Raw genomic sequence first — 25,392 nt, 5'->3', positions numbered from 1 at the left:
TCAGTCCGCCCGGTGGTAGCGCAGCAGCACCGTCCGGTCGTCGAAGGTCCGCGACTCGACCAGCCGCAGGTTGATCCGCTCGGGGACCGAGAAGACCGGCTTGCCGCCGCCGAGCACCACCGGGTGGACGTAGATCTGGTACTCGTCGATCAGGCCGAGGTCGGTCAGTGCCCCGGCGGCGCCGGCACCGCCGTTGAGCAGCAGGTCGCCGCCCGGCTGCTCCTTGAGCGCCGCGATCTCCTTGCCGAGGTCGACCCCGCCGACCACCTGGGCGCCGTGCTCGGCCCCGGTGAGGGTCCGCGAGATCACCACCTTCGGCGTACGCCGCCAGATCGGCACGAATGCCAGATCGTGCGGGTCGTCGGAGATCGACTCGGCCTGCGGCCAGTAACCGGCCATGAGTTCCCAGACCCGGTGGCCGTAGAGGAAGGCGTCGACCCGGTCGCACTGCTCCAGCGAGTACGCGGACAGTTCGCCACCCATCTGCGGCCAGTCGAACTCGCCGTTCGGGCCCTCGATGAACCCGTCGAGCGACTGGTGCACCCCGTAGATGATCTTCCGCATCGCGCTGCTCCTCCTGGCATCGACGCCCCCCTCGCGGGCGCTTTCACCAGGTGGTCGGAGCGGCGCCGCCGGATCCGACAGCCCGGAACAACTTTCTCAAGAATTTTCCAGGGGCTTGTCCGAGGCGACTACCGTCCCGCTCATGCGCCGTCCGATGATCATTGCCCTGATCGGCGTCGACGGGGCCGGAAAGACCACCCAGGCAAAGGCGCTGGCCGCCCGGCTGAGCGCGGGCGGGGTGCCGGCCAGCTACTTCGAGAACGCTGGCGGCCGGCCCCTCTGGAACCGGCTCGCGCAGGCGCTGGGCCGCCGCGACGGGCCGCACCTGTTCGGCCGCACCGGCTATGTGGCCATCGAGGCGACCGTACGCTGGCTCGCCATCGCCCGGGCGGTGCTGGCCGCCCGGCTGACCGGTCGCACGGCGGTCATGGACCGCTGGGCCTGGTGCCAGTACGTGGTGATGCGGGTCCGCGGCGACCGGGGCGGGCGGTTGGCCCGGCTGGCGTACGCGATCTTCCCGCGACCGGGCCTGGTCTGCTTCCTGGCGGTCTCGCCCGAACGGGCGCAGCAGCGGGTGCTGGCCCGGGGCATCGACACCGAGGAACTGGCCCACCTGCGGGCCCTGGACGCCGCCTACCGGGGACTGCCGGAGTTCGACACGTTCACCGTCGTCGACGCGGACGGCGACCCGGCCGAGGTCGGCGCCGCCCTCGACCGGGCGATCCGGGCCACCCTCCCCCGCCACCGCCCCCCGCTGCCGCAGTAACACATGCGCAGACAGCCCGCCGCCCCCGCACCCCCGCGCCCCCGCCCCCCGCGCCCGCCCCGCCCCCCGCGCCCGCCCGCCCGCCCGCCGCGATCTTGCACTTCCTGCCCAAGGTTTGCGGCGTATGCCGGCTTTGCCTGGGCGGAAAGTGCAAGATCGCCGTGCGGGGCGGGGGCGGGGGCGGGGGTGGGGGCGGGGGGTGGGGTGGGGTGGGGTGGGGTGGGGTCAGCCGCGGCCCTGGAGCCAGCGGCGCAGGTCGGACTGGCGCTGGTCGTCCGAGGGGCGCCGGTCCTCGGACGGGCGGCGCTGTTCGACCGGAGGGCGCTCCACCGGGCGGCGCGGGTCGCCGACCAGCTCGCGACTGGGGGCCGCGAAGGCCTTTTCCGGCTCGCCGTCGACGGCGGTGGCGATGATCCGGGCGACCGCGTCGATCACCCGCGCCTGCACGGCGGCGCCCACCGAGTCGGTCGGGTCGTCCGGGTTGGCGGCGATGCCGGCGACCGCCACCTGCGAGGTGAAGCCGACAAACGTCTCGGTGGCGTTCCGCTCGGAGCTACCGGTCTTGCCGGCCACCGGGCGGCCGTCGAGGATCCGGTTCACCGACGTGGCCGTGCCCCCGTTGCACTGCGCGAAGGCGGACTGCTGGCCGACCGGGCAGCGCGCGGCGTCGGTGGCGGCCCGGGCCACGTCGGCGTCGAGCGCCCGCCGGCAGGACGGGTCGCCGACCGGCACCTTCTCGCCGTCCGCGGCGGTCACCGAGACCACCGGCAGCGGCGTGCAGTACGTCCCCTCGGCGGCCACGGTGGCGTACGCGTTGGCCAGGTCGAGCGGGGTGGTGGCGGCCACGCCCAGGGTGAACGACCCCCAGTTGGCGGCGTCGTTCTCGGCGAAGGCGGCGTCGGCGTCGGCCCGGAAGGTGATGCCGAGGCGCTGTGCCATCTCGACCACCTTCTCCTGCCCGACCTGCTCGGCCAGCCAGACGAAGTAGGTGTTCACCGAGCGGCCGAAGCCGTCCCACATCATCCGGTAGCCGTCCATCCACTCCGGGTTGGCGTTGGCCGGGCACCACGTGCCGTCGCAGCTGCCCTCGCCCTCGGCGGCGTATCGGGTCGGCAGCCGGCCGGGCGCGTCGAAGCCGGTGGACAGCGGCTTGCCGGCCTCCAGCGCGGCGAGCATCGTGAAGAGCTTGAACGTCGAACCGGCCTGGTAACCGTCCACGCTGTCGCCGCCGGAGATCAGCGGGTTGACCGTGTTCGGGTGGTTGGCCTGCCCGTCCGGGTTGGCGTCGAGGCTGTAGTGCCGGTTGACCGCCATCGCCAGCACCCGGCCGGTGCCCGGCTCGACGGCGGCGATCGGCAGCGCGCGCTTGTTGTCGTAGGAGTAGACGCTGGTGGCCTGCTTCTGCGCGGTGGCCTGGACCTGCGGGTCCAGCGAGGTCACCACCGTGTAGCCGCCGCGGCGCAGGGCCTGCTCGCGCTCCTCGACGGTCGCGCCGAACTCCGGCTGCGCGAGCCACCACTGCCGCAGGTAGTCGCAGAAGAAGCCCCAGTCGTCGTGGCCCTCGGCGACGGCGGTGCAGCCGTTCGGTTGGGCCGTCGGGCGCAACGTCAGCTTCTCGGTCCTGGCCCGCGCGGCCTCCTCGGCGCTGATCGCGCCGGTTTCGACCATCGAGTCGAGCACGTAGCCGCGCCGCTCCAGCGCGGCGTCCTGGTCGCCGCTGATCGGGCTGTACGCCTCCGGCGACTGCACGAGGCCGGCGAGCAGGGCCGCCTCGCCGAGGGTCAGCTCCGCCGGGGACTTGGCGAAGTAGCGCTGGCTGGCCGCCGCGACGCCGTACGCGCCGGAGCCGAAGTACGCGATGTTCAGGTAGCGGTTGAGGATCTCGTCCTTGCTCAGGCGCTGCTCCAGCGCCATGGCGTACCGGATCTCCTGGAGCTTGCGCCCCACGGTCTGCTCGGTCGCCGCGGCGCGCTCCTCGGCGGTGCGGCCGGGATCGGTCTTGAGCACGTTGCGGACGTACTGCATGGTCAGCGTCGAGCCGCCCTGCTGGCCGCCGGAGACGTTGGAGACCACGGCCCGCAGCAGCCCCCGCAGGTCCGCGCCACCGTGGTCGTAGAAGCGCCGGTCCTCGGCCGCCACGATCGCCTGCCGCATCACCGGGGCGATCTCGTCGAGCGGAACGTCGGTGCGGTTCACGTCGTGGAACGTGGTGATCAGCGTCTTGCCGTCGTTGGCGTAGAGGTATGAACGTTGCGGCGTGACCGGGGTGCGCAGCGCCTCGGGCAGTGCGGCGTACGACCCGACCGCCGCCTTGGCGGCGAACCCGAGCAGCAGGTTTCCCGGCAGCGCGGCGACCGCCAGGACGAGGCCGGCGAGCACGCCGGCGAGCAGCACGGTGAACAGCCGCGACAGCGGCGAGCGGGGTGGGGCCATGGTCCCCAGGATTGCCACGAAAGCGGCCAACCGACCAGCCCTCCGGCTCTCCTGTCAGCAATTTCACCGCCCGCTACCAGCGGTTTCCCATTCCGGCCGCCCCGCCCGCACCACCGGCCCCACATGTCCCGGCCGCCCGACCCACGGTCAGGTGGGCAGGGGGCCGTTCGGGCCGGGGGCGGCCGGCGCGGCGGCGAGGCTCGCACTCGCGGCGTCGCGGGCGATGTCGCGGGGCACCAGGCGACCGGAGCGGTAGCCGATGCCGATGCCGGCGACCAGCACGAAGATCGCGCCGAAGGTCTGCAACGAGCCGATCAGCGCGCCGCCGACGCCCAGCAGCGGGGCGGCGATCATCAGCATCACGCCGTCGCCGATGCTGAACGTCCCGGACCGGGCCACCGACCAGCCCGTCAGCAGCCAGCCCAGGCTGTAGCAGGTGGCGCCGACGAGCACGAGCGTCCGGGCCGTGGTGCCGAAGACCAGGGTCTGCTCCGCCAGCCCCGCGAAGGGCAGCATGAGCACCGTGCCGGCGATGGACACGAGCAGGCCGGCGACGGCCGACCGGCGGCTGCGGGCCGCCGCCAGCAACCCGGTCAGCGCCAGCAGGGCGAGCAGGCCGAGCCACACCGCCGCCACCCAGCCCACCAGGTAGAGCGGACGCCCGTCGGCCGGATACGGGTCGTTGCCCACCCCGCCGTCGCTGCCCATCGCCACGGCGGCGTAGAGGATGGCGTACGCGGGGAGCAGCCACACCGCGCCCCGGGCGAGCCGGCGCAGCGACCAGGCCCAGCTCGCGTTGGTGGCCGGCCCCATCGGGGTCGGCTCGACGAACGGCAGCACCCCGAACCCGCCGCCGGTGCGCCGGCTCCCGAGCGGTCCGGTGGGGTCGTGGGCGCCCGGGACGGGGGTCGAGGACCACACCCGCTTCGCCGGATCCTTCATGCGTCACCTCGCTCGTCCACGAGCGGTGCGAGACGCGCCGGGGCGCCCCGATGCCTGCTCACCGCCCGTCCTAGGACCGATGGTGGCAGGCGCCGGAGCGCCCCATGAGTCTTTCTCGCATTCCCGGGCGATCTTTGCCCGGGGGCCGGTCAGCCCCGCTCGCGCTGGTCGGCCGGGTCGTTGAGCAGGCTCGCCGGGGAGACCGGCTCGGGCGCCGGCAGCCCCTGCGGCTTGCCGCCGGAGGCCTGCGCCTCGGCGACGCGTACCTCGTCGTGGATCTGCTGGGCGGCGGCCGCCGCAGCCTGCGCGGCCTCGGCCGCCTCGCGCTCCACCTCGCCCGCGCTGCCGGCCGCCTCCGGCGCCGGCTCGTCGCCGACCATCCGGCTCAGCCCGCCGAGCGCGCCGCCCATGCCCTCCAGCGCCTTGGTCAGCTCGGCCGGCACGATCCAGACCTTGTTCGCGGTGCCGTTGGCGATCTGCGGCAGGGCCTGGAGGTATTGGTAGGCGAGCACCTTCTGGCTCGGGTTCGCCTGGTGGATCGCGTCGAACACCGTCTTGATCGCCTTCGCCTGACCCTCGGCCTGGAGGATCCGGGCCTGCCGGTCACCGTCGGCACGCAGCACCGCGGACTGCTTCTCACCCTCGGCCGTGAGGATCTGCGACTGCTTGTGCCCCTCGGCGTTCAGGATCGCCGCCCGGCGGTCCCGCTCGGCGCGCATCTGCTTCTCCATCGAGTCGCGGATGCTCGCCGGCGGCTCGATCGCCTTGAGCTCCACCCGGGTGACCTTGATGCCCCACCGCCCGGTGGTCTCGTCCAGCACGCCGGACAGGTGCCGGTTGATCTGGTCGCGGCTGGTCAGCGCCCGCTCCAGGTCGAGCGAGCCGATCACGTTCCGCAGCGTCGTGACGGTGAGCTGCTCGATGGCCTGGAGGAAGTTCGAGATCTCGTACGTGGCCCGCACCGAGTCGACGACCTTGAAGTAGAGCACGGTGTCGATCGAGACGACCAGGTTGTCGGAGGTGATCACCGGCTGCGGCGGGAAGCTGACCACCTGCTCGCGCAGGTCGACCTTGGTGCGCACCGCGTCGACGAACGGGACCAGGATGTTCAGCCCCGGGTTGAGGGTGCGCTTGTACTTGCCGAGCCGCTCGACCACGTCCTGACGCTGCTGCGGCACGATCCGCACCGCCTTGGCCAGGGTGATCACCCCGATCAACGCGATGGCGATCAGTAGGACCGGGATCACAAGTTCCATGTACTCACCTTTTCGCTTCGGGTAGCTCGCCGGAAGGGGAAACGTCGTCCCGCCAGACCAGAGCGGTGGCACCCCGCACCTGGATCACCTGTACCCGGTCGCCGGGGGCGAAGTGCTGGCTCGCGTCGTAGGAGCGGGCCTGCCACAACTCACCGTCGATCTTCACCATGCCCTGCCCGGCGTCGACCCGCTCCAGCACCAACGCCGTGCTGCCCTCGATCGCCTCCACACCGAACGGCTGCTCGCCGCTCTCCAGCGCGGAACGGCGGTGCCTGCGCAGCGTGGGCCGCACGCCCAGCACCGTCAGCGCCGACACACCGGCGAAGACGATCGCCTGCACGCCGACGGGCGCGCCGAGCGCCGCGGCCCCGGCTGCGGCGAGGGCCCCGACCGCGAACATGACCAGGAACAGTGTCGTGGTGAAGATCTCGGCGACCGCCAGCACGACACCCAGCACGATCCAGAACACGGCGTCCACCCCCCGATCGTGACACGTCAAAGCACGTGGAGCCCACCGGCGAAGATCAGTAAGCTCGGCGGCACGCCGGCGGCCCACCCCGACGGCACCGGAATCCATCGAGGAGAGCGCGTGTCCCTGCTGCCCGAGACCGCCCGCCATGTCGATGTCCTCGTCGCCGGGGCGCAGTCCGCCGGCCGCACGCCGTCGTTGTTGATCGGCGTGGTGCGGGACGGCGCGCTGACGCACCTCGCCACCGCCGGCGAGCACCCGCGCCCCGACGCCGACCTCCAGTACCGCCTCGGCTCGATCAGCAAGACGATGACCGCGACCCTCGTCATGCAGGAGCGCGACGCCGGCCGGCTGAGCCTGGACGACCCGCTGGAGCGGCACCTGCCCGGCACCGGTGTGGGCGCGCTCACCCTGCGGCAACTGCTCGGCCACGCCAGCGGCCTGCGCCGCGAGCCGGACGGGCAGTGGTGGGAGCGCGCCGAGGTCGGGGACCTGGCCACGGTGCTGGCCGGGGTGAGCGCCGAGAAGATCGCCTATCCCCCGCACCGGTCCTACCACTACTCCAACCTGGCGTACGGGCTGCTCGGCGGGGTGCTGGAGCGGATCACCGGCACCCCGTGGGCGGAGCTGCTGCGCCAGCGCGTGCTGGAGCCGCTCGGGATGGGCCGCACGACGTACGCGGCCACCGAGCCGTTCGCCCGCGGCTACGTGGTGCACCCCTTCCACGACACCCTGCGGGAGGAGCCGCGTACCGACACCGGGGCGATGGCCCCGGCCGGGCAGCTCTGGTCGACCGCCGAGGATCTGGCCCGGTGGGCGGCGTTCCTGGCCGACCCGACGCCGGAGGTGCTGGCCCCGGGCACGCTGACCGAGATGTGCACCCCGGTGGCGATCAGCGACGTCGACTCGTGGACCGGCGGGCACGGCCTGGGGCTGGAGCTCTACCGGCAGGGCGAGCGGGTGTACGTCGGGCACGGCGGCTCGATGCCCGGCTACGTGGCCGCCCTGGCCGTGCACCGCCCCTCCCGCACCGGCGTGGTCGGCTTCGCCAACTCGTACGGCTTCCGCACCGGCGGGATCGGCGGTCTCGCGCTACAGATCCTCACCACCGTGCTGGACGCCGAGCCGGCCTTCCCGCAGCCCTGGCGCCCGGCCGCCGCCGCCCCCACCGCCGACGTCACCGACGTGGCCGGCCGTTGGTGGTGGATGGGCGCGCCGCTCGACCTGACCTGGGACGCGGTCGCGGGTGAGCTGGTGGCCCACGTGCGGGGCGTGCGGGTGAGCCGGTTCGCCCCGGACGGGCCGGACCGCTGGCGGGGCTGCTCCGGCTCCGAGAACGGCGAGATCCTCACGGTGCTGCGCGACGAGGCGGGGCGGGTGACGGCTCTCGACATCGCCACGTTCGTCTTCACCCGCAGCCCCGACCAGGAGCCCTGACCGCCCACGCCCACTCCCGCGCCACGCCCACTCCCGCGCCACGCCCACCACCGCTCCCGCGATCTTGCACTTCCTGCCCGGGCAAAGCGGTCATTCGCCGCAATACGGGGGCACAAAGTGCAAGATCGCGGGAGCGGAGAGGGGGTGCGGGGTGCGGGGTGCGGGGTCAGGTCGGTTCGGTGACGAAGTCGATCAGGCGTTCCATCGCGTTGATCAACGGGGTCTCCACGTCGGCGAAGCTGTCGACCCGGGACAGGATGTGCCGCCACATCTCCGCCGGCTCGGCGACGCCGAGGGCGGCGCAGACCCCCTCCTTCCACGGCTGTCCCGGCGGCACCACCGGCCACGCCCGGATGCCCAGCGCCGCCGGCTTCACCGCCTGCCACACGTCGACGTACGGGTGGCCGGTGACCAGCACGTGCGGGTTGGTCACCTTCGCCACGATGCGGCTTTCCTTGGACCCGGCGACCAGGTGGTCGACGAGCACGCCGAGGCGGCGCCCGGGCCCGGGGGCGAAGTCGCGCACCTCGGCGTCGAGGGCGTCGATGCCGTCCAGCGGCTCCACCACGACGCCCTCGACGCGCAGGTCGTCACCCCAGATCCGCTCGACCAGGGCGGCGTCGTGGATGCCCTCCACCCAGATCCGGCTGGCCTTGGCGACCTGGGCACGTACCCCGTCGACGGCGATCGAGCCGGAGGCGGTGCGCCTGCGGGCCGCCGGCACCGGGCCGCGGGTGGGCCGGCGCAGCGTCACCGGCTGCCCGTCGAGCAGGAACGCCGCCGGCAGCAGCGGGAAGTTGCGCCGCCGGCCGTGCCGGTCCTCCAGCACCACCGCGCCGGCCTCGAAGCCGACCACGGCCCCGCAGAAACCGGAGTCGGCGTCCTCGACCACGAGATCCGGCTCGGCGTCCACCTCGGGTGTGACCTTTCGCCGCCGCCAGTCCCCCGCCAGCACGTCGTCCGCATAGCGCCGCCCCATGCCGATCAAGCTAGCCCTCCGTCCGCACCCCCGCACCCGACACGCCGACCGCCGCGCGACGGCCATCGAGCGATCGGCGCACATCGCCGATGCGGCAGGATTCGTTGATCGATCCCAGCGGAAACCGCATGATCGACGGGCGGCGAGCCGGTCGGAGCGGCAGTCGAGACAGGGACGGTGATGACCACGTACCCTTTCGGCATGTCCACCCCCGCAGCGGGCGCGGCCACTCTCACACCGCGCCGGTCCAGCCGGTTCGTGGCCTGGGTGCGCGCGTGGCGCGCCGGGCTCGTGCCCTTCGACGAGCTCGCCGACGCCATCGCGGGCGACGAGGAGCACCTGGTCGCCGACGCGCCCGGCACCTGGACCGACGTCCCGCTGCCCCAGGCGCTGCCCACCCTCGCGAAGCTCTCGCCCGACGAGATCCGGCTGGTGCTCCCCGCGCCCGGCGACCCGCGCGGGCTGCCCGGGCCGGGCGACTTCGCCGGCGCGGCGCTGGTCGCCGGTGAGGCGGTCGTCGCCGGGAGCCTCGGCCTGATCCCGCACGTGCGGACGCACACCTCCGGCTCCGGCGACACCTTCGAGACGGTGCTCTGGCGGGTCTACCCGCTGCCGGCCGACGCCCCGGCCGCCTCGCTCGCGCTGCCCGGCGCGGCCGAGGCCGAGGCGGAGCTGGCCGCCGCCCTGCACGACACCACCGCCGCGCTGACCCGGCTCGACGTCGCGCAGTGGCGGCCCGAGCTGGCCGGGGCGTTGGAGGCGCTGCGCCGGCCCGACGGCGCCACCGACCTGCCGCCCGGGTTCGACCCGCGGGCCCGGCGGCTGTTCGCCCGGGCCGCCGTGCTCGACCGGGTGCTCGCGCTGGCCGGGCACGCCGCACCCGGCGGCGCCGTCAACAACTACGAGGCCCAGCAGCGGGACGCCGCGCTACGCCCCCTGACCACCGCCTGCCGGCAGGCCCTGGTGGCCGCCTGCAACGCCCCGCTGCGGCCCTGACAGGTAGGCCACTCAGTTTTCGCGACTGTCGAGGGTCTGCTCCGCCCACAGGGCCAGAGTGCCCACGAACGTGGTCACCTCGGCCTTGGCGGAGGGCGGCATCGACCGCCGGGAGGACCTCCGGTACTCCACGCAGACATCGAGATTGCTGACGAGGAAACTGGCGAACACCTCGCGGTCATACCAGCCGAGTCCGTCAAGTTCTGCCTCCTCAGAGATGCGGGCTCCGTCGCCGATGCCCGGAAGCCGTTCGCTCCCGCCGCGGCAGGCCGACGGGTCCTCCCCCACACTGAGCTCGGTGATCTCACCTTCGGGATCCTGGCTGGGTTCCCACCGACAGCTACCCCGAGACTTGTCCATACTTGACAGCTTGGCCTTGGGCACCAGCCGCGCTACGACCTGGGGATGCTCGACCAGATACAGGCACACGTTGGGTGACGTCGTGAACTGTCTGGCCGACGGTGACGGGGGCGACGACACGGGAACCGTTGCCGACGAACTGCCGGACGGCCGGCCGCCCCCGGCGACCTGACCATCTCCTGCCCGGTCCGGCGCGAGCAGGTAGCCGGTAGCCACCAGTCCGGCCGACAGGACCACGGCGATGACACTCAGTGCGGCGACCTGCGCACGCGAAACCCGCCGAGGACGCGGGCCGCCCCGCCCAATGGGCAACGGCTCGCTCAGCCTCGTGGTCTGCGGGATCAGGCGAACCGTCGGCCGTTCGTCGGCCGTGTCGCCGGCGGCGACCGCCCGCAGGCGCTCCGCGGCCACCTCTGCGGACGGACGCTCGTCCGGGCGGCGCGCCATCAGGCCGAGCAGCGTCGGATTCAGCGCACCGGCGCGGTCAGCCGGTTCGGGGTCACGGCTCAGCACCGCGGTGATCAGTTCCGCCGGATCGTCCGTGTCGTACGCGGGGCGGCCCTCGACAGCGAAGTACAGCGTCGCGCCGAGCGACCACAGATCCGACGCCGGCTCGGCACCCCGCCCGGTCAGCCGCTCCGGTGGCACGTAACCCAGCGTGCCCAGCACCGATCCGGTCCCGGTGAGACCCCGGGTGGCACCGACGAGCGCAGCGATCCCGAAGTCCGTCAGTACGGCGCGACCATCCCGGCCCAACAGGACGTTCTGCGGCTTGATGTCGCGATGCAGGACGCCGGCAGCATGAGCGACCTTCAGGGCCGCGAGCAGGTCCGCGCCGATCTCCGCGGTCCGCTGCGGACCCAGTGGCCCGTCCTCGCCCACCACGGCGTCCAGTGATGCGCCATCGACCAGGCCCATCACGATCCAGGGGCGGCCATCCTCCAGAAGGACATCGTGGATGGTCACGATGCCGGGATGGTTCAACCGCCCGGCCGCCCGCGCCTCGACGATCGCGCGCTCCCGAAGCGCCAGGTGTTCGGCTTCGCTCAGGCCATCGGGCAGCCGCAACTCCTTCACGGCCACCTCGCGGTCCAGCAGGGTGTCCTCAGCCCGCCACACCACCCCCATGCCGCCGCTGCCTACCGGCTCGGGCCGCAGGACGTATCGACCGGCCGCCAGGGTACGCCGCTCCTCCACCACGTCCGGAACGATAGTCGGAGTGCGCCCGTCGCCAGAACGCCTGTCCGACGCGTACCGTCTCCCGGTTGCCGCACCGGCAGGCGGCGAGCAGGATCAGATCTCGTCGACCAGGTCGGCGACGGAGTTGACGATCCGCGACGGGCGGTACGGGTAGCGTTCCGCCTCGGCGCGGCTGCTGATTCCGGTCAGCACCAGGATCGTCTCCAGGCCGGCCTCCAGCCCGCAGAGGATGTCGGTGTCCATCCGGTCGCCGATCATCGCGGTCGTCTCGGAGTGCGCGTTGATCGTGTTCAGCGCCGAGCGCATCATCATCGGGTTGGGCTTGCCGACGAAGTACGGCTCGACCCCCGTCGCCTTGGAGATCATCGCGGCGACCGAGCCGGCGGCCGGCAACGCGCCCTCCACCGACGGGCCGGTCACGTCCGGGTTGGTGCAGATGAACCTGGCCCCGTCGTTGATCAGCCGGACCGCCTTGGTGATCGCCTCGAAGCTGTAGGTGCGGGTCTCCCCCAGCACCACGTAGTCCGGGGCGAAGTCGGTCAGCACGTAGCCGACCGCGTGCAGCGCCGTGGTCAGCCCGGCCTCCCCGATCACGTACGCGGTGCCACCCGGCCGCTGGTCGGCCAGGAACTGGGCGGTGGCCAGCGCGGACGACCAGATCGACTGCTCCGGCACGTCGAGGCCCATCCGGCTCAGCCGCGCCGTGAGGTCCCGGGGCGTGTAGATCGAGTTGTTCGTGAGCACCAGGAACGGCTTGCCGGAGGCGCGTAGCCGGGAGACGAACTCCGGCGCGCCGGGCACGGGTTGGCCCTCGTGCACCAGCACGCCGTCCATGTCGGTCAGCCAGCTCTCCACCGGCTTGCGGTCCTGCATGTTCACTCGTTCCAGGGGTGTCGGTGTCGAATCGCCGGTCAGGAGGCGGCGGGCGGGGCGGTGGTGGGTCGGCGGGCGGGGACGCAGCACGCCGTGGGGCAGGTGTCCCACATCGGCAGCTCGCCGAGGCGGCGGCGCAGGTCGACCCCGTCCGGGTCGGTCCGCTCCCGGACCAGCTCCCGGACCATCGCCACGAACCGGGGGTCGGTGCCGGGGGTGGCGGCGCGCACGAAGTCCAGGCCGAGCCGCCGGGCCGTCTCCCGCGCCTCGGTGTCCAGGTCCCAGACCACCTCCAGGTGGTCGGAGACGAACCCGATCGGGCTGACCACCACCGAGGTGGTGCCCGCCTCCGCCAGGGTGCGCAGGTGCTCGTTGACGTCCGGCTCCAGCCACGGCACGTGCGGCGGGCCGGAGCGGCTCTGCCAGACCAGGTCCCAGGGCAGGTCCGGGGCGGCCGCCGCGTGCACCAGCCGGGCGACCTCGGCGAGCTGCGCCTCGTAGCGGCCGCCGTGCGGGCCCGCGTTCGCGGCCATCGAGTTCGGGATCGAGTGCGCGGTGAAGACCAGCCGGGTGCTGTTCCGCCGCGCCGGGTCGAGCGCGCCCACCGCCGCCCGCACCGCGTCCACGTGCGGCTCGATGAAACCGGGGTGGTCCCAGAACTGGCGAAGCTTGTCGATCTGCGGGGCGTCCGGGCCGACGGCCGCGCGGGCGGCGGCGATGTCCTCCTGGTACTGCCGGCAGGAGGAGTAGCCGCCGAAGGCGCTGGTCACGAAGGCCAGCGCGTGGGTGACACCGTCGTCGCGCATCCGTGCCACCGTGTCGGCGAGCATCGGGTCCCAGTTCCGGTTGCCCCAGTAGACCGGCAGGTCGACCCCGTTGGCGGCGAAGTCCTCCCGGATCGCCGCGAGCAACTCCCGGCACTGCTGGTTGATCGGGGAGACGCCGCCGAAGTGCAGGTAGTGCTCGGCGACCTCCGCCAGCCGCTCCGGCGGCACGCCCCGCCCCCGGGTCACGTTCTGCAGGAACGGCATCACGTCCTCGGGCCGCTCGGGCCCGCCGAAGGCCACCAGGACCACCGCGTCGTACGCCATGGCCTCATTCTCCCCCGTCGGCCCGCCCCGCCGGGCAAGGCCCCCTCGGTCCGGGTGTAAGGAAGGGCACCTTGCTAACGCATAGCGTTAGCAAGGTGCCCTTCCTTACACCTCAGGCGCCGATGGCGTGGTAGCCGCCGTCGACGTGCACGATCTCGCCGGTGGTGGCCGGGAACCAGTCGGACAGCAGCGCCAGGCAGGCCCGCGCGGCCGGCTCCTGGTCGGTGAGGCTCCAGCCCAGCGGCGCGCGCTCGGCCCAGGCCTCCTCGAACTGCTCGAAGCCGGGGATCGACTTGGCGGCGATGGTGCGCAACGGCCCGGCGGCGACCAGGTTGCTGCGGATGCCCTGCTTGCCCAGGTGCAGCGCCAGGTAGCGGGAGGCGGACTCCAGCCCGGCCTTGGCCACGCCCATCCAGTCGTAGACCGGCCAGGCCCGGGTGGCGTCGAAGGTCAGGCCGACCACGGCGCCACCGGCGGACATCAGCGGCAGCGCCGCCATCGCGAGGGACTTGTAGGAGTACGTGGAGACGTGCAGCGCCGTCGCCACGTCCTCCCAGGGGGCGTCGAGGAAGCCGCCGCCGAGGCAGCTCTGCGGGGCGAAGCCGATCGAGTGGACGACGCCGTCCAGGCCGTCGACGTGCTCGCGCACGCGGTCGCCCAGCCCGGCGAGGTGTTCGGCGTTGGCGACGTCCAGCTCGATCACCGGGGCGGGCTCGGGCAGCCGCCTGGCGATCCGCTCCACGAGGGAGAGCCGGCCGTAGCCGGTGAGCACGACCTGCGCCCCGTTCTCCTGGGCGAGCTTCGCCACGGAGAAGGCGATCGAGGCGTCGGTGATGACGCCGGTGACCAGCAGCCGCTTACCGGCGAGCAGTCCGGACATGCAGGGTTTCCTCCGTACTCGTTGTGTGACCGCTTGTCAGTGACCCATGCCGAGGCCGCCGTCGACCGGGATGACGGCGCCGGAGATGTAGCCGGCGGTGTCCCCGGCCAGCCAGGTGACCGCGGCCGCGATCTCGGCGGGCTGGGCGAACCGGCCGGCGGGGATGACCTTGCGGTACTCGGTCTTGCGGTCCTCGGGCAGGCCGGCGGTCATGTCGGTCTCGACGTAGCCGGGCGCCACCACGTTGGCCGTGATGTTCCGGCTGCCCAACTCGCGGGTGATCGAGCGGGCCACGCCCACGAGGCCGGCCTTGCTCGCCGCGTAGTTGACCTGGCCGGGGCCGCCGTAGAGGCCGATCACCGAGGAGATGAAGATCATCCGGCCCCACTTCGCGCGGAGCATCTTGCCCGAGGCCCGCTTGGCGCACCGGAACGCACCGGTCAGGTTGGTGTCGAGCACCCGGGTGAACTGGTCCTCGGTCATCCGCAGCAGCAGCGTGTCGTCGGTGATCCCGGCGTTGGCGACCAGCACCTCCACCGGCCCCAGGTCGGCCTCGATCGCGGTGAACGCCGCGTCGACCGACGCGGAGTCGGTCACGTCGCAGCGCACCCCGAACAGCCCCTCGGGGGCCTCGCCGCTGCGGTAGGTCACCGCCACCCGGTCGCCCTGCGCGGCGAAGGCCTGCGCGATGGCCAGGCCGATTCCCCGGTTGCCGCCGGTCACCAGGACGGTACGGGCCACGGTTCCCCCTCTGTTCAGTGATCTCCAGTCGGTCGGAGCCTAGGCGTTACCGACAGGTAAGCGCTAACGCGCAACGGGTCACATCCTGGTACGACGCCCGGATCAGCCCGTGCCGGCGGCCCCCGGCACCCCGACGGACACGGCCTGCGAACAACCAGCGGGCCCGCCGGACCGGTCGGCGCCGCGCGATCATCCAGGTGTACGCTGATCCCCGTTTGCGGGCCGGCCGGTCCGCGTTCCGGGCCCCGCCGACCGCAGGAGGTGATCGCTGTGCGAGATAGCGATCCTCCCAGTCGTGGCCGGGCCGAACGTCAGCCCCGCTGAGCCACGACTCAGCAGGTGAGCTGACCCAGCTCCGCTCCCCGCAGCCGCCCGGTCACCCGGCCCACGCCCGGTGACCGCGCCGCGCCGCCCGTCGACCCGGCGGCGCCGCCGGGAGCCGTCCGGTCACGACTTCGTGTGCGCGTCCTGATCCATCCCCTGCGGTCCGCCCCGCGCGGACCGTCCAGTCGCCACCCGGAGCCGTCCATGAGCCGCTTCGTCGCCCCGCTGGGCTTCACCCTCGCCGCCGTCTGGGTGGTCGTCGTCTTCGTCCTCGCCGGCGGCGGCGCCCACTGACCGCCGCCGGCCGCCCCCGCGTCAGAGCATCCGCGAGGACCACAGCAGGTTGAGCGCGCCGGCGCAGAGCGCCAGCAGCAGGGCCACCCCCGCGTACCACTGGGTGATCTCGCGGGGCTCCGTGCGGAACCCGATCGAGCTGCCCATGTCCTGGTAGACCTGCTTCAGCTCGCTCACCGAGGCCGCCTCGTAGAAGTAGCCCTCGGTGGCCTCGGCCAGGTCGGCCAGGGCCAGCCGGTCCACCGGCACCCGTTGCAACTGGCCGCCGATGTCCACCTGCCCGGAGTCGGTGCCGAACGCGATGGTGGAGACCGGCACGTTCGCCGCCTGGGCCGCCGCGGCCGCCTCCTCCACCGAGCGCCCCGAGGTGCGGTACCCGTCGGAGAGCAGCACGATGCGGGCCGGCGGGATGCCCGCCGCGCCGTCGGCCGGCACCGACCGGATCGCCTCCAGGCAGGTGAAGACCGCCTCCCCGGTCGCCGTGGCCTCGGCCAGCACCAGCCCGTCGATCGCGGCGGTCACCGCGTCCCGGTCCTTGCCCGGCGGCACCAGCACGTTCGCCGACTTGGCGAACGAGACCAGCCCCAGGTTGTAGCTCTCCGGCAACTCGCCGACGAACTGCTTGGCCGCCTCCTGCGCCGCCTCCAGGCGGTTCGGCGCCACGTCGTCGGCCTGCATGGACAGCGACACGTCGATGGCGAGCATGACGGTGGCCCGCTCCAGCGGTTCCCGGGTGTCGACCGCCGGCCGGGCCAACGCGGTCGCCAGCACCAGCAGGCAGAGCAGGAACGCCGTCGCCGGCACGTGCCGCCGCCAGCCCAGGCCCTTCGGCGCCAGGGTGCGCAGCAGGTCCACGTTGGTGAACCGCATCGCGTACGCCCGGCGGTGCAACTGCCGCCAGACGTAGAGCGCGGCGAGGGCGAGCACCGGCAGCACGGCCAGCAGCCACCACGGTTGCAGAAAACGGATCATCGTGTCGTCCCCCTGGTGCGGGCGTGCCGCTGGGCGGCCACGAAACGCACCATGTCGAGCAGCCAGTCTCGGTCCGTACGCAGCCGCAGGTGGGCCGCGCCCGCGCCACGCAGCGCGGCGGAGATGGCCGCCCGCTGGGCGGCCGCCGCCTCGGCGTAGCGGTGGCGCAGCCGCGGGTCGGCGGTCTGCACCTCGTGCAGCTCCCCCGTCTCCGGGTCGACCACCGGCAGCACCCCGACGTCGGGCAGCTCCAGCTCCCGGGGATCGACCACCTCGATCGCCAGCACGTCGTGCCGGACGCGCAGCTTACGCAGCGGCCGGGCCCACCCGGCGGTCGGGGCGAGGAAGTCGGAGATCACCACCGCCACGCCGCGCCGCCGCGGCGGCCGGTTGAGCATGTCGACAAGCGTGCCCAGGTCGCTGCGCCCGGGGCGGATCTCGGTACCGGCGATCGCCCGCAGCAGCCCCTGGGCCTCCTTGCGGCCGGAGCGCGCGGGCAGCCGGGTGAACACGTCCGGGCCGGCGACCGGGGCCGCCGCACGCCACCGGCGGGACGGCGCGACGGTGCCGCCGCCGCTGCCGATCACCGCGCCGATCCGGTTGCCGCCCCGGACCGTCAGGTGGGTCAGCGCGGCCGCGGCGGCCACCACGACGTCGCGCTTGAGCCACCGGCCGGTGCCGAAGTCCAGGCTGGCCGAGAGGTCCACCGCCAGCCACGTCTCCAGTTCGCGGTCGGCCACCGTACGCCGGACGTGCGGCATCGTCGTGCGGGCGGTGACCGGCCAGTCCATCCGGCGTACGTCGTCGCCGGGGCGGTACTCCCGGGACTCGCCCGCCTCGCTGCCCGGCCCGGGCAGCAGCCCGGCGTAGTCGCCCTGCAGCAGGCCGTCGAGTTTGCGGGTGACCATCAGTTGCAGCCGCGACAGGGCGGCCTCGGTACGGTCGGAGGGGACGTCGGCGGGCCGACGGGCGGGTGAGGTCACGGGCGCTGCCCGGGCCAACCGGCACCCGGCGGCGCGGAGGTCGGCATGGGAGCCGGTGTGGCCTGCTGCCGGGGCGCGACCGAGGGCAGCGGAATGGTCGACATCACCCGGTGCACGACGTGGTCGGCGGGCACGTCGTCGGCGAGCGCGTCGTAGCTGAGCACCAGCCGGTGGCGCAGGATGTCCGGCGCGATGTCCTGCACGTCCTGCGGCAGGGCGTAGTCCCGGCCGCGCAGCAGCGCGAGCGCGCGGGTGGCGCGGACCAGGCCGAGCGAGGCGCGCGGGCTGGCGCCGTACTGGATGAGCTGGGCGACGTCCGGCATGCCGTGCTCCGCCGGGGCGCGGGTGGCCAGCACCAACCGGACCGCGTAGTCGACCAGGGCGTTGTGCACGAAGACCTGGTCGGCCTTGCGCTGGAGGGCGATCAGGTCGGGGGTGCTGAAGACCGGTGCCGGCTCCGGCGGGGCGACCCCCATCCGATAGACGATCTCCCGCTCCTCGGCGTCGGTCGGATAGCCGACGACGATCTTCATGAGGAAGCGGTCCCGCTGGGCCTCGGGCAGCGGATAGACGCCCTCCTGCTCGATCGGGTTCTGCGTCGCCATCACCAGGAACGGGTCGGGCACCCGGTGGCTCTCGCCGCCGATGGAGACCTGCCGCTCGCTCATCACCTCGAGCAGCGCCGACTGCACCTTGGCCGGCGCGCGGTTGATCTCGTCGGCGAGCAGGAAGTTGACGAACACGGGGCCCAGCTCGACGTCGAACTTCTCGCTCGACTGCCGGTAGATGCGGGTGCCCATGATGTCGGCGGGCACCAGGTCGGGGGTGAACTGCACCCGGGCGAACGAACCGCCGACCACCTTCGCGAGGGTCTCCACCGCGAGGGTCTTCGCCACCCCGGGGACGCCCTCCAGTAGGCAGTGGCCCCGGGCGAGCAGCGCGACGAACATCCGCTCCACCATCCGGTCCTGCCCGACGATCACCCGTTTGATCTCGAACAGCGCCCGCTCCAGCAGGCTCGCGTCCTCGGCCGGCGTGCTCACCGGCACGGGTGTCTCCGGGCCCGTCCCGTTCGGCGTCGGGGCGTCGGGCGTGGTCGGCTGGGCCACCGGTCCTCCACAGCAATGATCGGTTGTCGCGCGGCGTGGTGCGTATCAAGACTCGCATGCCCGGCTGAGTGCCGAGGTGGGGAGAAGCCGATTTTCGCCACGCCGTCCCCCGGGGCCGGATCGTCGGCCCCGCCACGCCGGTGCCACGTCGTGGAATCGCCGATCGTGGGTGGACAGGGATGGGTCCCGCGTGTGTACCATTCACCCCGTCGCCGGGCGGCTCCCCCCGTGGCCGCCCGGCGCTCAATCTTCCGGCGCGTCCGCCCTAGACTGGGCCCGATGAGCGTCCACCTTCCCGCCGACGCGCCGCCGATCTGCTCGTCCCGTGGCTGCCGTGCCCCTGCCCGGTGGGCGCTGCGGTGGAACAATCCCCGGCTGCACGACGCCGACCGGCGCAAGACCTGGCTCGCGTGCGCCGAGCACCGGGCCACCCTGGGGGATATTCTCGACGCCCGCGGCTTCCTGCGGGAGGTCGTACCGGCACCCGGATCGCCTACCCTCGAAGGGTGAGCGCGCACAACGGATCTCCCCGGTGAGCGGTGACGGGTCCGCCGGCCCGCCGCCGGCGCCCCAACCGACGGCGGGTCCCCTGGAACCGTGGCCGGACACCGTCCGCTGGCAGTCGATCTCGTCCGACCTGATCTGGGTGGAGCTGATCCGCCTGGCGATGCTGCTGGGCGTCCTCTCCCTCGGGCTGGGGATCACCTGGGCGTTCAGCGGAAGCTGGGTGTTCGGCTCGGCGCTCGGCCTGGTGCTGCTGCTGGGCGTCCTGCGCGGCGTGACGATCGCCCGCGCCGTACGCGCCTGGGGCTACGCCGAGCGGGAGGACGACCTGCTGGTCCGGCACGGGTTGCTGGTGCGGCGGCTGTCCATCGTGCCGTACTCGCGGATGCAGTTCGTGGACGTCAGCGCCGGGCCGCTGGAGCGCGCGTTCAAGCTGGCCACCGTGCAGTTGCACACGGCTGCGGCGGCGAGCGACGCGCGGGTGCCCGGGCTGCGCCCGGCGGAGGCGTCCCGGCTGCGCGACCGGCTCACCGCGCTGGGCGAGGACCGGGCGGAGGGCCTGTGAGCGACCCGGCCGGCCGGGGCACGGACGGCCCCGCGCCGCCCCCGGCCGCGCCCACGGCCCGACCCGACGGCCCTCCGCCGGAGGAAGCACCCGCCGCCGACACGCCGGGCGAGCGGACACCGGTCGGGGAAACACCGACCGAGCGGACACCGGGCGAGTGGATGGCACCGACGGCGACGGCACCGGCGGGCGCCGAGCCACGGCAGCGGCTGCATCCGCTCAGCCCCGCCCTGCACGGCGCCAAGTCCCTGGTCGTGGTGATCGCCGGCCTGTCCTGGTCGACGCTGTCGCGGGTCGGCTTCGGCTGGTTCGCCCTGATGGCGGCGGTGCTGGCCCTGGGCGCCACCGTGCTGGCCGTGGTGAGCTGGTACTACACCGGCTACCACGTGGTCGGCCGCGAACTGCGGGTGCACGAGGGGCTCATCTGGCGGCGTACCCGCGCGATCCCGCTGGAACGACTCCAGGCCGTCGAGGTGGTCCGCCCGCTCCTCGCCCAGCTCACCGGCCTCGCCGAGCTGCGACTGGAGGTGGTGGGCGGGGGGAAGACGGAGGCGCCGCTGGCCTACCTGAGCGTCGCCGACGCGGCCGCGCTGCGCCAGCGGCTGCTCGCCATCGCCGGGCGGGCGGCGGCCGAGACGGGCACGCCGTCGCCGGTCGAGGTTCCCACCGGTCCGGCGGGGGCACCGGCACCGCCGCCCGGCCGGCCGCTGCACGCCGTACGGAACAACGACCTGTTGGTGAGCCAGCTGCTGACCCCGCAGGCGTTCATGATCCCGTTCGGCGTCGCGTTCGTGGTGGCGCAGTTCCTCTCCGAGGACTCCTGGTCGTTCATCGCGGTGGCGAGCACCCTCACCGCGATGGCGGGCGTGCTGCTGCAACCGGTGCGCCGGGTGCTCGACGACTGGAACTTCCGGCTCGCCCGGGACGAGGGCACGTTGCGGATCCGCAACGGGCTGCTGGAGACCCGCGCGCAGACCGTGCCGCTGGACCGGGTGCAGACCGTCGGCGTGACCTGGCCGCTGCTGTGGCGGGTCAAGGGCTGGCTGCGGCTGCGGCTGGAGGTGGCCGGCTACTCCGCCGGCGAGGCCGACGACCGCAACCGGCCGGACCGGCTGCTCCCCGTGGGCGACCTGCCGACCGGCGAGGCGATCGTGGCCGAGGTGCTGCCCGGGGTGCGGCTGGCCACGCTGCCGTTGACCCCGCCGCCGGCCCGGGCCCGCTGGCTCAATCCGCTCAGCCGGAGCAGGCTGGGCGCCGGGCTCGACACCCGGGTCTTCGCCGTCCGGTCCGGCCTGCTCACCCGGCAGCTCGCGCTCGTGCCGTACGCCCGGATCCAGAGCGTGCGGATCGTGCAGGGGCCGGCGCAGCGGCGGCTGCGGCTGGCGACGGTGCACGCCGACACGGCCGGCGGGGCCGGCGCGGCCGCGCGGGACCGGGACCTCGCCGAGGCGTGGGCGCTGGCGGCGGAGCTGACGGCCCGCGCGCACCACGCCCGCCGGGCCGGCTGACCCGTACCCCAGCCGCGGCGGTCGACGCCGTCCCCAGCCGGGCGGGCACCCGCCGCGACAGCGGTCCGGTCAGCGGGCCGCCGGTATCGACGGCGGCTCGGCGCCGGCCGGCGGGTCGGTCGGCTCGGCCTCGCCGTCGGGCTCCGCCGGGGCCCGCCGGGCCTTGCGGGCCGCCCACCAGCGCTCCGCCAGGCCGACCACCAGGAAGGCCATCCCGACGTACGCCCAGCCGACCAGGACGTCGATGACGTAGTGCTCGCCGCTGTAGACCAGGGTGAACGTCATCGCCAGCGGGTACGCCAGCAGCAGCGGCCACCAGCGGCGGCGGGTCTGCCGCAGGAAGAACAGCACCACGAACAGCGCGAACGCGGTGTGCAGCGACGGCATCGCGGCCACCGGGTTGGAGGCGATCTGCCCGGCGTTGAGCAGGTTGCCGGCGCCGTGCATGCCGAACGCCTTCCAGCCGCGCGTGGAGATCCGCGCGACCTCCTCCAGCAGGCCGTTCTGCGCCGCCCACCAGGGCGGAGCGGCCGGGTAGAGGAAGTAGGTGACCAGGCCGGTGGCGCACAGGAAGCCCCAGCGGCGCATGAAGGCCGCCCAGCGCCCCCGGTCCCGCAGCCAGAGCACCGCCGCGGCGGCCAGGGCCACCACGAAGTGCGAGAAGTAGACCCAGCTGACCGCGACGTCCCACCAGTGCACCTCGGGCCGGTAGAGGTGCTCCTGGAGCCAGACCGTGGGCACCTCGCCGCCCGTCAGCCAGCCGAACATCACCCGGTCGGCGACGATCAGCTCGTACGCGTGCGGGGTCGCGCCGTTGTCGGCGAAGCCCCGGGAGAGGTTGTAGACGGCGAGCAGCAGCACCACCGGCACCCAGTCCCGGGCGAAGCGCAGGTGACTGCGCCACGGCCGGCTGCTGTTCCAGGCGATCGTCGCCGCCCAGATCCACACGAACGCGTACGCCGGGTCGGTCGGCAGCCCGATGCCGAGCCAGCCGGCGACGAAGGCGATCCCCCAGACCGTCATCGCGACCACGCGACGACGACCGCCGTCGGGCGAGGCGGGCGGCTCGGTCCGGGCGGGGGGCTGGGGGTCGGTCGCGACAGACATCGCGGTCAAGGTTAACGGCGCGTACGGCATCGACCGACGCCGACCACCCGCCACGCCCTCCGGGTGCGCCGTGGGGCGACCCACGCGCAGGCGCCGCCGCCCGCCGCCGCCTCGTCTAGGCTTTGGCCATGCAGGAGCAGCCGGAGCCCGGGCTGACCCCGGGACTCACCGCCCGGGTGGAGCTGACCGTCACCGACACCGACACCGCCCAGGCGGTCGGCTCCGGGGACGTGCCCGTCCTGGGTACGCCCCGGGTGCTCGCCCTCGCCGAGGCCGCCACGGTGGCGGCCACCGCCGACCGGATGCCCGGCGGGTCGACCACCGTCGGCACCCGGGTCGAGCTCGATCACCGGGCGGCCACCCCGGTGGGGCGCACGGTGGTGGCGCAGGCCCGGCTGACCGCGGTGGAGGGGCGGCGGCTGCACTTCGCGGTCAGCGTCAGCGACGGCGACGAGACGGTCGCCGAGGGCCGGGTGGAGCGGGTGCTGGTCGACCGGCAACGCTTCGTGGAACGCGCCGCGCGGTCGTCGTGACCGCCCGCTTCACGCGGGTCGCCGACGGGGTGCACGTGCTGCGCGAGCCGCTGCTGCACGTCAACGTCACCCTCGTCGTCGGCGACGGGGCCGCGCTGCTGGTCGACACGCTCTCCACCGCCGGGCAGGCCGCCGAGCTGGCCGCCGCCGCCCGGGCGGTCACCCCCGATCCGTGGACGCTGGTGAACACCCACCACCACTTCGACCACTGCTTCGGCAACGCGACCCTGGCCGCCGACCCGCCCCGCCCCGTGTACGCGCACGAACTGGCCGCCGCGGCGATGCGCGAGCCGGACCGGCTGCGCCGGGAGGCGTACGCGGAACTGCGCGACACGCACCCGACGCTGGCCGGGGAGGTGGCCGGGACGGAGCTGCTGGCGCCGACGCACACGGTGCACGGCGAGACCGTGCTCGACGTGGGCGGCAGGCGGGTGGTGCTGCGCCACCCGGGTCGCGGGCACACCGCAGGTGACCTGGTGGTGCACGTGCCCGACGCCGACGTGCTCGTCGCCGGTGACCTGGTGGAGCAGAGCGGCCCGCCGGCCTTCGAGGAGTCGTACCCGTTGCAGTGGCCGGACACCGTGGCCGAGCTGCTGCGGATGACCACACCGGCCACGCTGGTCGTGCCGGGGCACGGCGAGCCGGTCGACGCCGCGTTCGTCCGCGCGCAGCACGCCCAGCTCGTCGAGCTGGCCTGGCTCATCCGCGCCGGACACACCGGCGGTGCCCCGCCCGAGCGGGTCGCCGCCGAGGCCCCCTTCGGCGCCCGTCCCGCCCTCCACGCCGCCCGCCGCGGCTACGCCGAACTAGACGGCACCGCCTAACCCCACCCCGCACCCCGCACCCCACGCCCCGCACCCCGCACCCCACGCCCCGCACCCCGCACCCCGCACCCCGCACCCCGCGCCCCGCGCCCCGCGCCCCGCGCCCCGCGCCCCGCGATCTTGCAGTTACTGCCCCGACATAAAGGGCATGTCTCTCATATTGAGGGCAGAAAGTGCAAGATCGCGGGGCGCGGGGCGCGGGCGGGGAGAGCCCGGGCGGGGAGAGCCCGGGCGGGGGTGGGGTGGGCGGGTCAGCGGGGGAAGCGGGTGTGCACCTCGGCGCGGGTGGGCATGGCGGTGGCGCCGCCGGGGGACTCGCAGACCAGGCCGGCGACCCGCAGCGCGAACGCCACCCGCTCGTGCCAGCCCGCCGGGTCGGCGGGTTCACCACCGGAGAGCAGTTCCGCGACGAGCGCGCCCATCACCGAGTCGCCCGCGCCGGTGGCGTCCACCGCGTCGACCTTCGGCGCGGGTACGCGTACCGGATCGGCGCCGGCCGCGGCGACCACCGCGCCGGCCGCGCCCAGGGTGACCACGACGGTGCCGGCGCCGAGTTCCCGCAGGTACGCCGCCACGCCCTCCTCGGGTTCGCCGGGGTAGAGCAGCTTCGCGTCGGCGGCGCTCAGCTTGACCAGGTGGGCGCCGGCGGCGAACTCGGCCACCACCTCGCGCAGCCCGGCCAGCGCGGCCGGCCCGTCGAGCAGCCGGGGACGGACATTGGGATCGAAGACCCGCAGCCCCGACGCCAGCCCCCAGGCCCGGCGCGCGGCGGCCAGCACCGGCGGCTGGAGCAGCACGATCGACCCGCAGTAGAGGACGTCGGCTCCCCCGACCAGGTCGGTGTCCAGGTCGTCGGGGCCGAGCAGGCCGTAGGAGGGCGGCTCGCCGTAGAACCGGAAGTCGGGCTCGGGGCCGGCGAAGGTGGCCACCGCCAGGGCGGTCGGGGCGGGCACGGTGACGGCACCGGCCAGGCCGACGCCCGCCCCGGCCAGGAAGTCGCGGATCCGGCCGGCCGGCACGTCGTCGCCGAGCGACCCGACGAACTGCACCGCCCCGCCGAGCCGGGCGACGGCGACCGCGACGTTCAGCGGCCCGCCGCCGATGGCCTGCCGGTAGACCGGCGCACCGCCGCACTCGGTGTCCAGCAGGTCGACCAGCGCCTCGCCGAGCACCACCGCGTAACCCATTCCGGCCCTCCGTCCACGCCCGCGCCGACCGAATCATGTCGCACCAGGCTGGCACATTAGGCGCCATGACGAACGCTGAAGCCGTCGTATCGGCCTACTGGGAGGCGTGCGAGGCGAGAGACTGGGCGGCGTTCGGCCGGCTGCTCGCCGACGACGTGGTCTACCACCTGCCGCAGACCAGGGAGCGGATCACCGGCCGCGCCAGGTTCCTGCGGTTCAACCAGGAGTACCCCGACGGCTGGCACCTGACGGTGACCCGGGCGGTGGGCTCGGGCCGGCACGCCGCCACCTGGATCAGCTGCGTCCACCACGACGCGCAGCTCGACGCGACGAGCTTCTTCGACCTGGACGACGCCGGCCTCATCCGCGCCGTCACCGAGTTCTGGCCGGAGCCCTACGAGCCGCCGCCCGGCCGGGAACACCTCGTCGAGCGCTATTGACACATCGAGCTACAACTATTGCGCGTCGTCCCGTCCCCGTGGTGGGATGGCGCTT

Annotated in this window: 25 protein-coding genes; 9 read left to right on the top strand and 16 right to left on the bottom strand. The window is 73.9% G+C overall.

What is annotated here, in order from left to right; genetic code table 11:
- Nucleotides 1-564 (bottom strand): dihydrofolate reductase family protein, encoded by a 564-nt coding sequence (locus tag ABZ809_RS07040; protein ID WP_357561536.1) that lies wholly within the window; start codon nt 562-564, stop codon nt 1-3.
- Between the two features lie 142 nt (nt 565-706).
- Here ABZ809_RS07040 and ABZ809_RS07035 point away from each other — a divergent pair, with 142 nt between their 5' ends.
- Nucleotides 707-1,330: a thymidylate kinase gene (locus tag ABZ809_RS07035; protein WP_357561534.1), complete on the top strand. Its 624-nt coding sequence runs from the start codon at nt 707-709 to the stop codon at nt 1,328-1,330.
- 225 nt (nt 1,331-1,555) lie between these two features.
- Here ABZ809_RS07035 and ABZ809_RS07030 read toward each other — a convergent pair whose 3' ends face one another.
- The 4 genes from ABZ809_RS07030 to ABZ809_RS07015 form a co-directional block, all read right to left on the bottom strand.
- A complete protein-coding gene (locus tag ABZ809_RS07030; protein WP_357561532.1) occupies nt 1,556-3,763 on the bottom strand; it encodes a transglycosylase domain-containing protein in 2,208 nt (735 codons plus the stop codon).
- A gap of 147 nt (nt 3,764-3,910) precedes the next feature.
- Nucleotides 3,911-4,705, bottom strand: coding sequence for a hypothetical protein (locus ABZ809_RS07025; protein WP_357561530.1), 795 nt, complete (start codon nt 4,703-4,705; stop codon nt 3,911-3,913).
- A 149-nt stretch (nt 4,706-4,854) separates the two neighbouring features.
- Complete coding sequence (locus ABZ809_RS07020) at nt 4,855-5,961, bottom strand: SPFH domain-containing protein (RefSeq protein WP_357561528.1); 1,107 nt, start codon at nt 5,959-5,961, stop codon at nt 4,855-4,857.
- 4 nt (nt 5,962-5,965) lie between these two features.
- Nucleotides 5,966-6,439 (bottom strand): NfeD family protein, encoded by a 474-nt coding sequence (locus ABZ809_RS07015; RefSeq protein ID WP_357561526.1) that lies wholly within the window; start codon nt 6,437-6,439, stop codon nt 5,966-5,968.
- 111 nt (nt 6,440-6,550) lie between these two features.
- Here ABZ809_RS07015 and ABZ809_RS07010 point away from each other — a divergent pair, with 111 nt between their 5' ends.
- Nucleotides 6,551-7,867 (top strand): serine hydrolase domain-containing protein, encoded by a 1,317-nt coding sequence (locus ABZ809_RS07010; protein WP_357561525.1) that lies wholly within the window; start codon nt 6,551-6,553, stop codon nt 7,865-7,867.
- A gap of 166 nt (nt 7,868-8,033) precedes the next feature.
- On the opposite strand, the gene ABZ809_RS07005 is transcribed toward ABZ809_RS07010, so the two are convergent.
- Nucleotides 8,034-8,846 (bottom strand): DUF3097 domain-containing protein, encoded by an 813-nt coding sequence (locus ABZ809_RS07005; protein ID WP_357561523.1) that lies wholly within the window; start codon nt 8,844-8,846, stop codon nt 8,034-8,036.
- A 201-nt stretch (nt 8,847-9,047) separates the two neighbouring features.
- Here ABZ809_RS07005 and ABZ809_RS07000 point away from each other — a divergent pair, with 201 nt between their 5' ends.
- Nucleotides 9,048-9,842: a hypothetical protein gene (locus ABZ809_RS07000; protein WP_357561521.1), complete on the top strand. Its 795-nt coding sequence runs from the start codon at nt 9,048-9,050 to the stop codon at nt 9,840-9,842.
- Nucleotides 9,843-9,854: 12 nt separating this feature from the next.
- Here the strand turns inward: ABZ809_RS07000 and ABZ809_RS06995 are convergent, their stop codons facing one another.
- From ABZ809_RS06995 to ABZ809_RS06960, 8 genes are all read right to left on the bottom strand, one after another.
- Nucleotides 9,855-11,402, bottom strand: coding sequence for a serine/threonine-protein kinase (locus ABZ809_RS06995; protein WP_357561519.1), 1,548 nt, complete (start codon nt 11,400-11,402; stop codon nt 9,855-9,857).
- 93 nt (nt 11,403-11,495) lie between these two features.
- Nucleotides 11,496-12,386, bottom strand: a complete 891-nt coding sequence (locus ABZ809_RS06990; protein WP_357561517.1) for an HAD-IIA family hydrolase — start codon at nt 12,384-12,386, stop codon at nt 11,496-11,498.
- On the bottom strand, nt 12,314-13,366 hold the full coding sequence (locus ABZ809_RS06985) for a ferrochelatase (protein ID WP_357561515.1): 1,053 nt from the start codon (nt 13,364-13,366) through the stop codon (nt 12,314-12,316). The genes ABZ809_RS06990 and ABZ809_RS06985 overlap by 73 nt, the downstream gene beginning before the upstream one ends.
- A gap of 112 nt (nt 13,367-13,478) precedes the next feature.
- Nucleotides 13,479-14,246, bottom strand: a complete 768-nt coding sequence (gene fabI / locus ABZ809_RS06980) for an enoyl-ACP reductase FabI (RefSeq protein ID WP_357561513.1) — start codon at nt 14,244-14,246, stop codon at nt 13,479-13,481.
- A 36-nt stretch (nt 14,247-14,282) separates the two neighbouring features.
- Nucleotides 14,283-14,987, bottom strand: coding sequence for a 3-oxoacyl-ACP reductase FabG (fabG, locus tag ABZ809_RS06975; protein WP_357561511.1), 705 nt, complete (start codon nt 14,985-14,987; stop codon nt 14,283-14,285).
- Between the two features lie 639 nt (nt 14,988-15,626).
- Nucleotides 15,627-16,577 carry a VWA domain-containing protein gene (locus ABZ809_RS06970; RefSeq protein WP_357561510.1) on the bottom strand — a complete coding sequence of 317 codons (951 nt, stop codon included), beginning with the start codon at nt 16,575-16,577 and terminating at the stop codon, nt 15,627-15,629.
- Nucleotides 16,574-17,578, bottom strand: a complete 1,005-nt coding sequence (locus tag ABZ809_RS06965; protein WP_357561508.1) for a DUF58 domain-containing protein — start codon at nt 17,576-17,578, stop codon at nt 16,574-16,576. The genes ABZ809_RS06970 and ABZ809_RS06965 overlap by 4 nt, the downstream gene beginning before the upstream one ends.
- Entirely contained in the window at nt 17,557-18,669 is a 1,113-nt protein-coding gene (locus ABZ809_RS06960; RefSeq protein WP_357561506.1) for a MoxR family ATPase, read from the bottom strand. The genes ABZ809_RS06965 and ABZ809_RS06960 overlap by 22 nt, the downstream gene beginning before the upstream one ends.
- A 279-nt stretch (nt 18,670-18,948) precedes the next feature.
- Here ABZ809_RS06960 and ABZ809_RS06955 point away from each other — a divergent pair, with 279 nt between their 5' ends.
- The 3 genes from ABZ809_RS06955 to ABZ809_RS06945 all read left to right on the top strand — a co-directional run bounded on the left by ABZ809_RS06955 (nt 18,949) and on the right by ABZ809_RS06945 (nt 21,246).
- Nucleotides 18,949-19,179 carry a hypothetical protein gene (locus tag ABZ809_RS06955; protein ID WP_357561504.1) on the top strand — a complete coding sequence of 77 codons (231 nt, stop codon included), beginning with the start codon at nt 18,949-18,951 and terminating at the stop codon, nt 19,177-19,179.
- 22 nt (nt 19,180-19,201) lie between these two features.
- Nucleotides 19,202-19,738 (top strand): PH domain-containing protein, encoded by a 537-nt coding sequence (locus ABZ809_RS06950; RefSeq protein WP_357561502.1) that lies wholly within the window; start codon nt 19,202-19,204, stop codon nt 19,736-19,738.
- A gap of 161 nt (nt 19,739-19,899) precedes the next feature.
- A complete protein-coding gene (locus ABZ809_RS06945; protein WP_357561812.1) occupies nt 19,900-21,246 on the top strand; it encodes a PH domain-containing protein in 1,347 nt (448 codons plus the stop codon).
- Between the two features lie 69 nt (nt 21,247-21,315).
- Here ABZ809_RS06945 and ABZ809_RS06940 read toward each other — a convergent pair whose 3' ends face one another.
- The gene (locus tag ABZ809_RS06940; protein WP_357561500.1) at nt 21,316-22,353 is read right to left on the bottom strand and encodes a phosphatase PAP2 family protein; all 1,038 of its coding nucleotides are present in this window, start codon (nt 22,351-22,353) and stop codon (nt 21,316-21,318) included.
- A 128-nt stretch (nt 22,354-22,481) separates the two neighbouring features.
- Here ABZ809_RS06940 and ABZ809_RS06935 point away from each other — a divergent pair, with 128 nt between their 5' ends.
- Together ABZ809_RS06935 and ABZ809_RS06930 are read left to right on the top strand one after the other, a co-directional pair.
- Nucleotides 22,482-22,886, top strand: a complete 405-nt coding sequence (locus ABZ809_RS06935; RefSeq protein WP_357561498.1) for a hotdog domain-containing protein — start codon at nt 22,482-22,484, stop codon at nt 22,884-22,886.
- On the top strand, nt 22,883-23,710 hold the full coding sequence (locus ABZ809_RS06930; protein ID WP_357561496.1) for an MBL fold metallo-hydrolase: 828 nt from the start codon (nt 22,883-22,885) through the stop codon (nt 23,708-23,710). Before ABZ809_RS06935 ends, ABZ809_RS06930 begins: the two co-directional genes overlap by 4 nt.
- Nucleotides 23,711-23,961: 251 nt before the next feature.
- Here ABZ809_RS06930 and ABZ809_RS06925 read toward each other — a convergent pair whose 3' ends face one another.
- A complete protein-coding gene (locus tag ABZ809_RS06925) occupies nt 23,962-24,897 on the bottom strand; it encodes a PfkB family carbohydrate kinase (RefSeq protein WP_357561494.1) in 936 nt (311 codons plus the stop codon).
- Between the two features lie 65 nt (nt 24,898-24,962).
- Here ABZ809_RS06925 and ABZ809_RS06920 point away from each other — a divergent pair, with 65 nt between their 5' ends.
- Nucleotides 24,963-25,337, top strand: a complete 375-nt coding sequence (locus tag ABZ809_RS06920) for a nuclear transport factor 2 family protein (protein ID WP_357561492.1) — start codon at nt 24,963-24,965, stop codon at nt 25,335-25,337.
- The last annotated feature ends 55 nt before the right edge of the window (nt 25,338-25,392 follow it).

This window comes from Micromonospora sp. NPDC047074 (assembly GCF_040643815.1).
In the GTDB taxonomy this organism is placed as follows: domain Bacteria; phylum Actinomycetota; class Actinomycetes; order Mycobacteriales; family Micromonosporaceae; genus Micromonospora.
This window is presented reverse-complemented; position numbering and strand designations above follow the sequence as displayed.

Bases quoted from the DNA above. Each gene is read 5' to 3' on its own strand.
- ABZ809_RS06920 (WP_357561492.1), top strand. From the start codon at position 24,963: ATGACGAACGCTGAAGCCGTCGTATCGGCCTACTGGGAGGCGTGCGAG.
- ABZ809_RS07000 (WP_357561521.1), top strand. From the start codon at position 9,048: ATGTCCACCCCCGCAGCGGGCGCGGCCACTCTCACACCGCGCCGGTCC.
- fabI (WP_357561513.1), bottom strand. From the start codon at position 14,246: ATGTCCGGACTGCTCGCCGGTAAGCGGCTGCTGGTCACCGGCGTCATC.
- ABZ809_RS06925 (WP_357561494.1), bottom strand. From the start codon at position 24,897: ATGGGTTACGCGGTGGTGCTCGGCGAGGCGCTGGTCGACCTGCTGGAC.
- ABZ809_RS07035 (WP_357561534.1), top strand. From the start codon at position 707: ATGCGCCGTCCGATGATCATTGCCCTGATCGGCGTCGACGGGGCCGGA.
- ABZ809_RS06970 (WP_357561510.1), bottom strand. From the start codon at position 16,577: ATGATCCGTTTTCTGCAACCGTGGTGGCTGCTGGCCGTGCTGCCGGTG.
- ABZ809_RS07040 (WP_357561536.1), bottom strand. From the start codon at position 564: ATGCGGAAGATCATCTACGGGGTGCACCAGTCGCTCGACGGGTTCATC.
- ABZ809_RS06935 (WP_357561498.1), top strand. From the start codon at position 22,482: ATGCAGGAGCAGCCGGAGCCCGGGCTGACCCCGGGACTCACCGCCCGG.
- ABZ809_RS06955 (WP_357561504.1), top strand. From the start codon at position 18,949: ATGAGCGTCCACCTTCCCGCCGACGCGCCGCCGATCTGCTCGTCCCGT.
- ABZ809_RS06940 (WP_357561500.1), bottom strand. From the start codon at position 22,353: ATGTCTGTCGCGACCGACCCCCAGCCCCCCGCCCGGACCGAGCCGCCC.
- ABZ809_RS07030 (WP_357561532.1), bottom strand. From the start codon at position 3,763: ATGGCCCCACCCCGCTCGCCGCTGTCGCGGCTGTTCACCGTGCTGCTC.
- ABZ809_RS06945 (WP_357561812.1), top strand. From the start codon at position 19,900: ATGGCACCGACGGCGACGGCACCGGCGGGCGCCGAGCCACGGCAGCGG.
- ABZ809_RS07020 (WP_357561528.1), bottom strand. From the start codon at position 5,961: ATGGAACTTGTGATCCCGGTCCTACTGATCGCCATCGCGTTGATCGGG.
- ABZ809_RS07025 (WP_357561530.1), bottom strand. From the start codon at position 4,705: ATGAAGGATCCGGCGAAGCGGGTGTGGTCCTCGACCCCCGTCCCGGGC.
- ABZ809_RS07005 (WP_357561523.1), bottom strand. From the start codon at position 8,846: ATGGGGCGGCGCTATGCGGACGACGTGCTGGCGGGGGACTGGCGGCGG.
- ABZ809_RS06985 (WP_357561515.1), bottom strand. From the start codon at position 13,366: ATGGCGTACGACGCGGTGGTCCTGGTGGCCTTCGGCGGGCCCGAGCGG.